The following is a 12354-nucleotide window of genomic DNA, read 5'->3' as shown; positions in this document are numbered from 1 at the left end:
CCCCTTAAGCCAGTGACGCACGAATAGCGCTGAGTGTGGCGGCTGGATCGGCCGATTGCGTAATCGGGCGGCCGATCACCATATAATCCACCCCAACCGCCTGCGCCTGCTGTGGTGTCATTACGCGCCGCTGATCGCCTGCGGCACTGCCTTCTGGGCGAATACCCGGCGTCACCAGTTGGAACTGGCTGCCACAGGCGGCCTTCAGGCGCTGTGCTTCCTGCGCGGAACAGACTACGCCATCCAGACCACAGTCACGGGTCAGGCGCGCCAGGCGCTCCGCCTGCTCCGCTGGGCTGATATCAATACCGATGGCCTGTAGATCGCCCGCTTCCATGCTGGTCAGCACGGTGACCGCAATCAGCAGTGGCGCATCCGCTCCATAAGGCTGTAACGCCTCTTTGGCCGCCATCATCATGCGCGCACCGCCGCTGGCATGCACATTGACCATCCACACGCCCAATTCCGCTGCGGCAGCCACCGCATGCGCCGTGGTGTTGGGAATATCGTGGAATTTCAGATCAAGGAAAACATCAAACCCACGCTGGTGCAGATCGCGCACAATCTCTGGCCCGAACAGGGTGAACATTTCTTTGCCCACTTTTAACCGGCAATCTTGCGGATCAATACGATCGGCAAACGCCAGTGCGGCATTTCTGTCGGCATAATCCAGCGCAACGATGATTGGAGATGATTTTAAGTCATTGTTATTAATGTTATTTTCAGACTTCATTTCTTCTACCTTCTGTAAAGTGGACATGAATTGTTAACCAACCGGCCAAAACTGACCGCCGCATTCTACATGCCAGACATTTGAAATCCCAGCCGCAACGCCGTTTACCCTTAAGTAAGGTTCACCCCGGGTTGGTCATGCAACGTCAATCAACGTTTCTTTCCTTAGCGTAGCTTAAGTAAAGCGTCGTAAAGATGCGTAAATTGTTAATCAAAAATTTTGATTAACTCCCTCAGCATTATCAGATTTTAAAGCCTGCCAATGGGTATATCATTCAATACATCGAAAGCAAACACGCTTTCAAGTCTAATAAAATAAACTGGAGTCACCTATGAAAACCATCAAATACTTTGCAATTTCAGCCGCCATCGCACTGACCTCTTTTACCTCATTCGCCGCTGAGTCGCTCAACCAGCAACAGGCTCAGAGCCTAACTGAAATCGGTGTGATTTCTGCCAGCCATGCCAGCACGCTGAGCAGCCTGGAAGCCAAACTGGCCGCCCAAGCAGAAGCTCAAGGTGCTAGCGGTTACCGCATCATTGCCACCACGGGTAATAATCTGCTGCACGGCACTGCGGTTATCTACAAGTAAGCATTAATTAAGGGTTCGAATCTTCGGGCCCTTATTGTTTCCCCCCCTCTGCTAGCTCCTCGATGTTACAAATACATTAAATTTTCATTACAGACTGGACAGACCTGCGTCGCTGACTTAGTTTGAAAGCATCTTCCCGCATAAAAGGCAGCGAAATGAGCGAGATATCAACACTGACGATAAAAATCCCTCTTGAACTTAAAGAGAAGATCAAAGCTATCGCCCTGGAGAACGAACTTTCCCTAAGTGCCGAGGTTTGCAAGCGGCTGGAAAACAGCTTCCAGCTACCGGTTAAATCCAGCAAAAAACAGGCCGCATTGCATCAGGATGAGGTTGATAATCAAGGTACTGAAGAAGAAAGTGAGCAGCCTCTCAGCCAGAAAGAACTGAAGAAACTACGCCAACTCTTGAAGGGCGGAGTGAAAAGCAGCAACAAGAAGAAGTGATTAATCGAAGAGAGAACGGGATGATAATATCGTCCCGTTTTTTATTGCCCATCCAACCCGCGGATCGGTTTTACCGAAGCCCAGGTGCGGCACGAAGGGCAGTGCCAATACAGTGAGTGTGCGGTAAAACCACACTTATGGCAGCGGTAACGAGGCTTGGTACGGATCTGCTCGCCCACCATATCGCGCAACAGCAGCAAACTCTCTTTGGCCCGCCCATCTTCCGCATCCGCCAGGTGGTAATCCATCAGGCGATAAAACACGCGCATGGTGGGATGGCGTTGCAACTGGCGATTGATATACACCTGAACAACGTCACGCCCTTCCTGCTGTTCAATCACCTCGGCCAGCATCAGCTCTGCCGTCGCGCCGGTATTTTCTTCTACGCAGCGCTTAAGAAAGTCGGCCCAGTCATTCTGTTGTTGCGGTAAATGCGGGTAACACTCATGCAGCATGGGCAGTGCTTCGCTGATCAGTTCTTTGTCCTGATCCAGCACGCGTTTCAGCACCTCCACCGCTTTGGAGTAATCCTCTTGCGCCATAAAGATGCGCCCCACCATGATCGACACTCGCGCACACTGCTTATCGGCCGCCGCCGCGCGTTTCAACAGGCTCATCGCTTTGTCCAGATCGTCACTGCCCATCGCCTGCAATGCCAATTCGCAATAGAAATGAGCGATCTCAATACGCTGCGCCTCTTTACCCAGCTTGACCAGCTTTTCCGCCACGTCGATGGCTTTCTGCCAGTCGCTGGTTGCCTGGTGGATCACCAGCAATTGTTGCAGTGCGAAAACACGGAAGTCCTCTTCGTTAACTAACTGGTTGAACATGTCCTCGGCACGGTCATACAACCCGGCAGCCATATAGTCTCGCCCCAGTTGTTGTACCGCCAGAAGACGTTGTTCGAAGGTTAGAGAGGCGCTTTCCATCAGCGCCTGATGGATGCGGATAGCGCGATCGACTTCACCACGTGAACGAAACAGATTACCCAGCGTCAGGTGGGCCTCAACGGTGTTACTGTCCTCTTTCAGCATATCCAGGAACAGATCGACCGCTTTATCCTGCTGGTTGGAAAGCAGGAAGTTAACCCCGGCCACGTATTCCCGCGACAGGCGATTAGCATCCTGCTGTTTATCCTGCTGAGCACTTCTGCGGCCCATATACCAACCGTACGCGGCAGCTACAGGCAGCAACAGAAACAGCAGCTCTAACATAAAGGATTATTCCTTGCTGACGACAACAGACTGAGACGTCGGCTCGGCAGGCGTTGCCAGCTCCAACTCCAGCCTTTTGACTTTACGTTCAGCACGGCCTAGCGCGATGCGCGCACGCAGGTAGAATAATCCGCAGATGATCCAGCCGAGCACAAAACCCGCGCCGAACAAGGTGGCCAACAAGGTCGAAACGCGATATTCGCCTTGAGCAAGCAGATAGTTAAAAGTCACTACCTGATCGTTATGTGCGCCCAACGTGACTGAAGTCACGAATATCACCAGAACTAACAAAAAAATTAGCAAATATTTCACATTCTTTCCCGCAATGCCGAGTGAATCGGATGAACACTACCCCATAGATTTCAAGTTGCGCCAAACGGAAACTTGAAAGATGGAAAGTATATGCCATTAAGTGGCGTCCCTGGCCTCTAAGTTAGCATTTCCCACCGTGACAGGGAAACCCTACAACATGATAAAAGCACCTATCTGCTGGCATATTCAGCAGGAAATGGAGCACCTGCGCGAATTAATAAGAAAACCGCCCAACAGGCTCGGCGGGTTATTTTGACTGCTCGCGATCGGCGATCTCCTGCTGTTCCTGCAACGGGATCGTCAGTGGGCCAAACCAGCGCTGAGCCAACCAGCACGCGATAGTCACCAACAGCCAACCGATAACAACCGCCATGGCGAGATCCCGAGGCCAGTGCATACCCAGCATCAGCCGGCTCGCCATCACGCCCATCGCCCACACCATCAGCACCGCTACGGTTTTATAATGACGGCGTGGCCACAATAATCCTACGCCCAACAGCGCCCAGGTGGCGGCAAATACCGTATGCCCAGAAGGGAAAGCAAACCCGGTTTCAAACTGCCAGTGTTTGCTTAACCATTTCGGCACCAGTGTCTGATCCTGCAATTGCTCTTTCACCAGCGCCCGGCGCTCTTTCCTGTTCAGTGAATAAAAGTACTTTTCATCAACCTGATGAGCAGACTCCAACCACACCACAAACGGCCGCGGTTCCTGTACCCGATCTTTGATCACCGACTTAACACCTTGCCCAATGGCAATTGAGGCTAATAACAGCATAAACACGCCGATTGCCGGTTTCAGGCGAAAACGCAGGCACCACAAGAACCAACTGGAAAAAATCAGGCTGGTGAGAACGCCCCAGGGCGCTGTGACCGTTTCCGTTACCCAGAACAATCCCTTTAACAGGCCATTATTACCACCTGGCTGCCATTGCCAGCCAGAAAACCAGATTACCAACGGCATGAGTAAAAGTACCAATGCCCCACTTGCCGTTCGTTTTGCTATTTCTAACATTCGATTGCCCTCAACTGGCTACAGTCGAGTAGTGTAACAATCTTGTAATCCCAACAAAACACGCAGAATTAAACAGATAGCAAATCTGTCGCAATAGAGATTGGGTGTAACAGGTTTTCTTGGAAAATTAGGGGAGATACGTTTGAAAGGGGGAAAGATACGGTACTAAGATAACAATCACTCAGTACCGTGTTGAAGATATTATTTATTTACTTTAACGGAAAGCAGTGACTCGCGCCCAACTTCTAACCACTGCGGAGCTTGTTCTTTAGTGGTATTAAATGTGGTTAACAGCAAGCGGCCGTTAACAGACATTGCCAACATCAGATTGTGGATTTCGGTGTCTGCCGCAGGAGTGACAAAGTCAAACAGCACCGCTTTTTGGCCATTAACATCCACCTTGCTTATCTTTGGTGAGAAGTTCGCCAGCATGCTTTTCATTTGTTGAGAAAAAGCATCAAGCTGATTATCCGCGATTTTATTGACCGTATAGTTAAACGCAAAATTAACGGTGGTTTCAGGGTTAGTATAAACCTGCGTTGGCCGGTTATTGGCGGGATACTTAACTTTCATCACATCTTTGCTCATCTCACTGAAGGTTGTTGGCATATTCAGTGAAACTCGCTTTTCTAATACATCTATTCTTTCCACTTTTACGGCTTCGGCCATGGCAGAGGCGGTAAAAATCAAAACAAAAACACTTAATATAATACTTTTAACATTTCTCATTGTTTTTAATCCCTTAACCCTATGTGTTGTAACATAACGGCATCCAGTCCAAATGAGTTATCCATGCGTTGATTTATAGCCATTTGGATTGATGTCTTACTACTCTCAACGAAGAGAGAAATAATTTTAAAATGAAAACTATATCTTTACCAGTTAAATTAATTAATAAAGGAAAGCCGATAAAATAGGAAAGTTACATAAAAATGTTAACCCAGACAATATGGATTTATCAGTTTTTTTACATTTAATTATCATTGAAATATGCAAAAATAAAGGTGGATGAATTAATCCATTAGATAATATTGAAATTTTACTTATCTATTTTTTACATTATTGACATAAGACACCTAAGAAGAGTTATGAAACGTTATCCTGTACTATCACGGGTAAATTACCTATAACCATTAATTCAAAGTGCTCGTAGTGAGTTAAACCAACTACCTACCCAAGCTTATAATAACTGACGTTACTATTAATGAGGTATCAATCCGGCATGTACGCTATCAATTCTCATCTTCCCCCGCTTGCTTTAAATTTTTATCGCCGTCTATTGCCATTATAAAAAAGGCCAACTAGATTTGTTAATGAGTACCCGCAATTTTGTTACATGGATGTGTCTTCTCTACTTATAGAGGTGTCACATGAACGCTAAAAAGTTTGCTTGCATTTCAGCCTCAATCAGCCTTCTCTTACTCACCAGCATCCCACTCGCCAATAGCGCCACAGGTGGGGTCATCAATTTCAGAGGAGCGATTGTCGAAGGCGGTTGCACCATTAACAACTCGCAACGCATTGTTGATATAGGGTGTTACAATAATGGGAAAATGATGCATACAACAGCATCAATCAATTCATCGAATATCAAATTCCCTTCAGGGAAAGTGTCGAGCATCAAGTGGCTCAATGAGAAACACACCCTTGGAATTATGAATGTCACCTATTTATAGTTTGAAATTTTCTGATACAACGCCAGGGAATTAAATGTTTTGAATCAAAGCGCCCTGAAATTTCATTTATTTCAGGGCGCTTTCTCAAGCAATACATCGCCATTACGCCTTTAAAGCTCCAGTCAGCACACCAATACCGCGTTGTGTATTGTCAGTAATGAACTGTGGCAGGTTAATAGCCATGTCGATGCAGTTTGAAGCACTCTCTTCCGTAAATCCCCCCAATGCGCTAAATCAGACCACTTTGTAGAACAGTTGCCAGGCCTGAAGAACACGCCTGTCAGCATTTTTTTGGATGCCTTTTGTTTATGACATTTACAGTATCACTTTATGAAACCGTCTTATAAAACCATCGTAATTATTTATTTTTTATCAAAAAAATCGCAAAGTCACTATGACGGAGAAAACAATTACATTATCATAATCGCTCATTTGACAGGATTAATCATTGATTAAAATAAGAAAAAACCTATACATAAATAGGTTTTTTTATATCTATTTACCATATACAGGGGTATTTGTGATGGCTGTGGCATTATCCGAAAATGTATTCCAACGAACCCAATTGAGATGGCTACACTAAGTAGCACTCATGAAAACTCCATCATGAGAATTTAAAAAAGGAATTGTTATGAAAAAATTATTATCATTATCTCTGGGTACAGCATTAGGGTTGTCGGTATTACTGTCTGCTCCGGTTAAAGCAGCTCCTAACGACGTTTATGGGCAGTGGGTCCAAAACGCAAGCTCTGTTAGCGGGCTAGTTGTCACCTGCGCTTGGGTAAGGCTAAACTATATTAATTACGCGTTTGTTTATCAGTTTGCCCATACTGTTGGATACTTCCAATGCCCACTGCCAAAATACTGATGGTAGAGTCTCGTCAGGAATAAGCACATAACGGGTGGTTCCCACCCGTTAACATTAACTATCGAATAACTCTGATATTAAATAACCATTAACTTACTTTTTCAGAGCCGATTTTTAATTTTCAGGGTATGGATACTTTAAACTCATGCCCTTTTTAAGTGATAGCCTTTTATCGAGTTTCTCAGCATCTTGTCTTGGCGACGTTTGGCTCATTTCAGCTAATTTTCCTCGATTAACTTTATCCCCCTTTTGATGTGCTCAGGCAGCGTAACCTCCGCTTGATCAAGAAGGGCATAAACACTACGCTCTCCGCATTACAATTTTACCTCTTATGCTAATGTCGTTACTACAGTGGTCAATATTGTTGATTGAAAGGAGATTCCTATGAAAAAGATTTCGAAAGTAGTTTTGCTTGTTCTGGTCTGCTTTGTGGTAGTGGCATGTTCAACTTGGTTTACAGCAGGGAAGTAAGTGTAATTTTTTATAAATTCAATAAGTTGAACATTCCCACCTCGGCAGTGCAGGCGGGCTATAGCCCTGTCTGCCTACTGTTTTGATTCCAGCTCCGTTGTTGAACTCTACCAATACGACTGGATGAGTATGTTATCGCTGCAGTTCCCGTATTGCCGGCATGCAAGTTTTAATAAGAAATCCCGCATTGACGGGGGGCAAAATCAGCGGGGAGTGACATAAATCACACTTTATCAATATGAAATAAAAGTATTTATTTCTCAGCGCGTCCACGCATTGACCATATTTATTTGCGCGGGATTAAGAGTGCTTTTCGATAACCAGATCAACGCCTTCATTAAGCAATTCATTGATGGATTTCCCGGTCGCCTGTGCCGCTACTGCTAACGCCTGATGGCGTTCTGGCGAGAGGCGGGTGGTCACTTTGCCGCTGTAGGTTTTATACGGCGCAATACCGTCTTTCCGGCACTCATCCAGGAAGATCGCCAGTGAGGTGGCCCCTTCTTTTTTGAGATCTTCCACGCTGTAGGCGTAAAAGTCTGCCCCACCATTCAGCCCAATAAACTCACCCCGAAACATTTCGATCTCCGGGTCAAAGCTGATCACGGCAATATGGTCGTCGATTTTCAGTGTGTTATTCATCATGGTTTAATTCCTAAACTGTCCAACCAGATCCTGATGGCGTTACCAGGATGATGAGGGGCAACATAAGCCGATCACTCTGCCAGGCTCTGAGAGCGTCTCTATCGCGTCACATCACTGAGGTCACGTAATGATCTAGATTCGATGATAAATTACCGTTACGAGCCCCTGACGGCGATTTTTAAATGACGTAAAACACCGCCTGCGCGCAATGCTATCCCCGCCACGCCTGCCCGCTTCATGGGTCGGTTTTAATGCAGTTGCAAGAACCAACATAAACTATGGGTATATCCCGTAACTGTTTTTTGTACAAATTAGCATTGTTATAACTGTGCAAAAAACACTCTTAAGCGATAAAAGACGTCCTGAAAACGCTCAATAATCAACCACTAATCACATTTTTGAAATGATTCCTAAAGCACATTCTGGCGTGTAGGGAGGTTAAGGGACACAGCCTAAATAGCTGATCCTAATACCGCTACACTTTTGCCTGACCGTGCTTCCTACCAGGGAATGGGCTTACCGTTTTCATAAAGTGGCGTACCTTTTTCAGTAATTGCCACATCGAACGGCAGCTATGATTCCGGGTTACCGTGTCATGTAATGCCTGCCATAACCGTTCTACGTGGTTCACCCATGGCGAGTAGACGGGTTGATAAATAACAGTAAATTTAGGGTTCTTCTTCAGCCACTGAAGCGTTTCTCGACTTTTATGGATAACGTAGTTATCAACGATCAGGGTGATGCTTTTTGCCCGCCGATACGTCCCCTTGAGGCGTTTCAACAAGTCGATAAATAACCCCGAGTTTTTGCTGCTGCCACCGACGTAACTGACTTTTCCCGTGTTGCTGTGTAATGCACCGGCCAGATAATATTTTTCGTTTTGCCCCGGCGTAACAACGCGTTTTTGTTGACCACGAAGTTGCCAGTCAGCACCTATTTTGGGGTTGAGGTGGATATCCACTTCATCCTCGTAAAATACGGGATGTTCAGCGCTACACTGGGCAAGAGCCTCGGCGATAACGGCCATTTTTTCTTCTTTATGTGGATCGCGAATACGCAGTGTTGGTGCCGCTCTTCGCCAGACCAATCCAGCAGAGGGAAGCCAGCGACGAACCGTCGAAGCATGCAAGCTGCAGCCTGTTATCTCATTGATTTTTATTGTTAACAGCTCTGTGCTCCAGCGAGAACGCTGATAACCGAAAATCGCTTGGTGAATGCTTAATCAGTTGACGTAACAGCGCACAGATATGCTCAAATGGCCAGCGTCGTCCACGCCCTGGAGATAAGGATTGCAACCCTTCCAGACCGTAAAGCGTGAACCAATTAACCCAGCGTCCCAACGATGAGCGCGCGCAGCAAAGCGTTTTGGCAACATCACTGAGCGTGTCGCCACGGTGAAGCATCAGCATAGCCGTGAGTCTTCGAGCATGGTTCTTATCGTCTGTTTTATGGATGGTTTTTTGCATCAGAGACCTTTCGGCATCGGATATTGGTGCTATGATCGGCATAACTCAGTCCGGTTGGTGGTTTGGGATATTCAGCGATTGATCAGATCGCTTAAATCGGACTGAGTTCCCTCTTGGTGATCTACTATTTGGAACAGCTATTTAGTGCCGCGCTAGCATCATAGAGGGAATTTATTATTTTATAGATCATGCAGAATCATGCAGCAAGGGTATAGATATTCATCACAGAGCCTTATCAAGCAATCATATTGCAAATACTTTAAAACGACAGTTTATGCATACTTTATAATTCAAAGAAATAAGGCCTCCATCAAGATGAATAAAAAGCCACTAAAAATGGCTTTTTATTGATTATATAACCTGAAAGTCAAGTCACTCTCTGGCCTGATTCTACATAATTCCTCCAGAACATCAACTTTTCAGTGTCAAAGCTCTATGCACCTATCGTCGACATCTTTTGATAGTGTTCAGCATAGCCTGTATGTTCAAACACCAACTTCAATCCAGTTTTAAAATTGTCGTAATCGAACTCTTTAAAATCGAATATATTTTGCCCTAGAGAGTGAGACTCTCTATTGATATACCTTATAAATGCCTGAAACTTCTCATCTTGCAACTCTGGTTTTTGCATAACATTACTTAGATCTGCTTTTTGCACGAAATTGAAAAAGTATTCAACTATATTTCTCATGCAGTTTGCAATTAACGCAGGCGGCTGCTTGTCATCATTAATAACAGACCAATAAGATTGATAATCATTTTGTATTTCCTCATACTTCATTTTTTCTATTAAAGTACCGCCTGAGTTCTTTGATATGCGAAATAAATTCTGATTATCCTTCCTCCTATTATGATTGGAATCTGTCAACTCGTAGAAGAAATAAAGGCTATGGGTAAGAACAAAGACTTGCTCAACATTATCTGAATTGAAAAAATCACTTTTTAACAATTGCCCTATATTGTAAACAAAAATATGAGACAAACTTGAAACCGGATCATCGATAATAGCGATCTTTTTATTATTCATTTCACCAGCACTCTGCTTTCCTCTAAAAAGCTCTCTAAAATACAGGAAGCTGATAATCATTTTCTCACCCTCACTTAATGATGAAAAAACATCAGATGTAGCTCCGCTTCGTATTATTTTATATAATTCATTTTCATGACTTTCAATATAAAAATCAGTAATACCCAAATCAGAAAGACCTTGATTAATGTGTAATATTGCCTCTTTAATATTTACTGTTGATTTTTGATATTCTATCACCTCCGTTTGCTTTCTTATTTCCTCTTCGGCTTTTTCTTTCACCAGGGCCATATTTAACTCAATGATTTTTTGTGAGGATTTATTTTGCAAATCAAAAGCAGAAATGGTCTGATCATATTCATATCTTAGAACATCCCAAAACTCAACTTTGATTCTTTCAAGCTCTTTATCTGAGTTGTCAATTCTAGCATTATGCTCCGCTATCAGTTTATTTATTGAGCACACTATAAAATTAAATTCATTTATCGATTTTGATAAATCATTTAACTCCACTTTCAGGCTGGGAGTGTTTATTTTATCTTTGATTAAGTTAACATTTAGTGAAATTAATCTTTCTATTTCCGCATGACTACGGGTTAACTCAGCAAGATAGTTTTTTGCATAAGTAGATTTATTATAACCTTCAAGGGATGGGAAACTTTCAATTATTTCAATGTAGGTGGCTTGTATTGCCTTTAACTGTTCAACGCTACGCTGATACGTTTCATCAAAGTAACTTCTAATTTCTCCAACCAAAACGGCCGTAATTGTGTTTGACTGACAAAACGGACATCTATTATCATCAATTAATTCTATGTATTTCAGGCCATCATTAACCCAATCAGAGTTTCTTAATTTATCTATTAGTCCTGCTACAGGACTATCCTCATTACCAACAATGACTGTATTTAAGAGCTCTTTACTATCTACTGATAACTCACTCAAACTGATTTGGCTACATAATGTCTGTTTAAGAGCTGTCGAACCACTAATAGCACTAGCCTCATCTCTGAGTTCAGCTATTGTTTTACTTGGCTTATTTACTGGTAATGGAATATCGCTAATATGGTTATAAAGAGAAGAAGAGCTACCCATTAAACGTTTTAAGCAAAACTCCAATACCCTATCACCACCTGAATAGTCTTGTTTTATTTTCCACGTGGAGTCTTGCGCAACTCTCCTAGCGCCAGAGATTTTCTCCTCCTCCTGTTTTATAATCCCTTCAAGTTTTTGTTTATCAACTTTTATGACTTCAAGCTCTTCTGTGGCCAACTCTGTTTTTTCTTTAGCCTCTTTATTTTCTTTAGATAGACTAAATATACCCTTCAGATTCCCCACCTCATAAAAGTTATCTCTAATAAACTGCTGATTATATACAAGTATATTTTCATTAGAATAACTGCAAGAGCACTTACTGTACTGTTTATCATCATCTTTTAATTTATATAAATAATTAGAAAAGGTACTTTTACCTGAACCATTAAGACCATAAATAATGTTAACCTTTTTATCTGTTTTCAAGCCAACCTTCGTTTTATAACTTGCCACATCATCTAAAACAATTTCAGTAATCACAAGCCTCTCCTTTTTAAATTGCACAAAAACAATACATCCTATTTTTTGTACCATAAACAAAGGGTTAGAAATGTGAGTAAGCGCTGATTCTATAAATGTAAGAAATTACATTGCAAACATTTTAAACCACTTAAATTCCAAGCAAATAAACATATTGGCAACATGGTAAAAAAAACAGGTATGCAATACTGTTTTAATCAACAGCTTTCATCTAAAAATCCTTATATTTCAAATTATTACAAATTGGTTTATAGATGTGATAATGTTGATATGTTACAGATAAAACATACTGACAGCTATAATAGAAAAAAACCACG

Annotated in this window: 11 protein-coding genes and 1 pseudogene; 4 read left to right on the top strand and 8 right to left on the bottom strand. The window is 43.3% G+C overall.

Features of this window, described 5'->3' with window-relative positions:
* Nucleotides 1-4: 4 nt before the first annotated feature.
* Nucleotides 5-733: an orotidine-5'-phosphate decarboxylase gene (pyrF, locus tag ACX1CU_RS11150; protein WP_459402608.1), complete on the bottom strand. Its 729-nt coding sequence runs from the start codon at nucleotides 731-733 to the stop codon at nucleotides 5-7.
* Nucleotides 734-1064: 331 nt separating this feature from the next.
* Here pyrF and bhsA point away from each other — a divergent pair, with 331 nt between their 5' ends.
* Nucleotides 1065-1325 carry a multiple stress resistance protein BhsA gene (gene bhsA, locus ACX1CU_RS11145; RefSeq protein ID WP_459402607.1) on the top strand — a complete coding sequence of 87 codons (261 nt, stop codon included), beginning with the start codon at nucleotides 1065-1067 and terminating at the stop codon, nucleotides 1323-1325.
* A 155-nt stretch (nucleotides 1326-1480) separates the two neighbouring features.
* Nucleotides 1481-1771 (top strand): Arc family DNA-binding protein, encoded by a 291-nt coding sequence (locus ACX1CU_RS11140; protein ID WP_459402606.1) that lies wholly within the window; start codon nucleotides 1481-1483, stop codon nucleotides 1769-1771.
* Nucleotides 1772-1812: 41 nt separating this feature from the next.
* Here ACX1CU_RS11140 and lapB read toward each other — a convergent pair whose 3' ends face one another.
* The 4 genes from lapB to ACX1CU_RS11120 form a co-directional block, all read right to left on the bottom strand.
* A complete protein-coding gene (lapB, locus tag ACX1CU_RS11135) occupies nucleotides 1813-2985 on the bottom strand; it encodes a lipopolysaccharide assembly protein LapB (RefSeq protein ID WP_459402605.1) in 1173 nt (390 codons plus the stop codon).
* Nucleotides 2986-2991: 6 nt separating this feature from the next.
* A complete protein-coding gene (locus ACX1CU_RS11130) occupies nucleotides 2992-3297 on the bottom strand; it encodes a LapA family protein (protein WP_459402604.1) in 306 nt (101 codons plus the stop codon).
* A 247-nt stretch (nucleotides 3298-3544) separates the two neighbouring features.
* Nucleotides 3545-4309, bottom strand: a complete 765-nt coding sequence (pgpB, locus tag ACX1CU_RS11125) for a phosphatidylglycerophosphatase B (protein WP_459402603.1) — start codon at nucleotides 4307-4309, stop codon at nucleotides 3545-3547.
* Between the two features lie 201 nt (nucleotides 4310-4510).
* Entirely contained in the window at nucleotides 4511-5038 is a 528-nt protein-coding gene (locus tag ACX1CU_RS11120; RefSeq protein ID WP_459402602.1) for a hypothetical protein, read from the bottom strand.
* A gap of 641 nt (nucleotides 5039-5679) precedes the next feature.
* On the opposite strand from ACX1CU_RS11120, the gene ACX1CU_RS11115 reads away from it, so the two are divergent.
* Together ACX1CU_RS11115 and ACX1CU_RS11110 are read left to right on the top strand one after the other, a co-directional pair.
* Entirely contained in the window at nucleotides 5680-5985 is a 306-nt protein-coding gene (locus ACX1CU_RS11115; protein ID WP_459402601.1) for a hypothetical protein, read from the top strand.
* 631 nt (nucleotides 5986-6616) lie between these two features.
* The gene (locus tag ACX1CU_RS11110; protein WP_459402600.1) at nucleotides 6617-6853 is read left to right on the top strand and encodes a hypothetical protein; all 237 of its coding nucleotides are present in this window, start codon (nucleotides 6617-6619) and stop codon (nucleotides 6851-6853) included.
* 771 nt (nucleotides 6854-7624) lie between these two features.
* On the opposite strand, the gene ACX1CU_RS11105 is transcribed toward ACX1CU_RS11110, so the two are convergent.
* The 3 genes and pseudogenes from ACX1CU_RS11105 to ACX1CU_RS11095 form a co-directional block, all read right to left on the bottom strand.
* The gene (locus ACX1CU_RS11105) at nucleotides 7625-7969 is read right to left on the bottom strand and encodes a type II toxin-antitoxin system HicB family antitoxin (RefSeq protein ID WP_459402599.1); all 345 of its coding nucleotides are present in this window, start codon (nucleotides 7967-7969) and stop codon (nucleotides 7625-7627) included.
* 475 nt (nucleotides 7970-8444) lie between these two features.
* Nucleotides 8445-9477: pseudogene (locus ACX1CU_RS11100) on the bottom strand (IS630 family transposase).
* 391 nt (nucleotides 9478-9868) lie between these two features.
* Nucleotides 9869-12037, bottom strand: a complete 2169-nt coding sequence (locus ACX1CU_RS11095; RefSeq protein WP_459402598.1) for an AAA family ATPase — start codon at nucleotides 12035-12037, stop codon at nucleotides 9869-9871.
* Nucleotides 12038-12354 lie beyond the last annotated feature (317 nt).

It is taken from the genome of Serratia sp. D1N4 (assembly GCF_054552755.1).
The sequence above is the reverse complement of the archived record's forward strand: the minus strand, read 5'-3'. Positions and strand labels throughout refer to the sequence as shown.

Excerpts from the sequence above, each read along its gene's own strand:
- bhsA (WP_459402607.1), top strand. The coding sequence starts at position 1,065 with ATGAAAACCATCAAATACTTTGCAATTTCAGCCGCCATCGCACTGACC.
- lapB (WP_459402605.1), bottom strand. The coding sequence starts at position 2,985 with ATGTTAGAGCTGCTGTTTCTGTTGCTGCCTGTAGCTGCCGCGTACGGT.
- ACX1CU_RS11105 (WP_459402599.1), bottom strand. The coding sequence starts at position 7,969 with ATGATGAATAACACACTGAAAATCGACGACCATATTGCCGTGATCAGC.
- ACX1CU_RS11115 (WP_459402601.1), top strand. The coding sequence starts at position 5,680 with ATGAACGCTAAAAAGTTTGCTTGCATTTCAGCCTCAATCAGCCTTCTC.
- ACX1CU_RS11140 (WP_459402606.1), top strand. The coding sequence starts at position 1,481 with ATGAGCGAGATATCAACACTGACGATAAAAATCCCTCTTGAACTTAAA.
- ACX1CU_RS11110 (WP_459402600.1), top strand. The coding sequence starts at position 6,617 with ATGAAAAAATTATTATCATTATCTCTGGGTACAGCATTAGGGTTGTCG.
- pyrF (WP_459402608.1), bottom strand. The coding sequence starts at position 733 with ATGAAGTCTGAAAATAACATTAATAACAATGACTTAAAATCATCTCCA.
- ACX1CU_RS11120 (WP_459402602.1), bottom strand. The coding sequence starts at position 5,038 with ATGAGAAATGTTAAAAGTATTATATTAAGTGTTTTTGTTTTGATTTTT.
- pgpB (WP_459402603.1), bottom strand. The coding sequence starts at position 4,309 with ATGTTAGAAATAGCAAAACGAACGGCAAGTGGGGCATTGGTACTTTTA.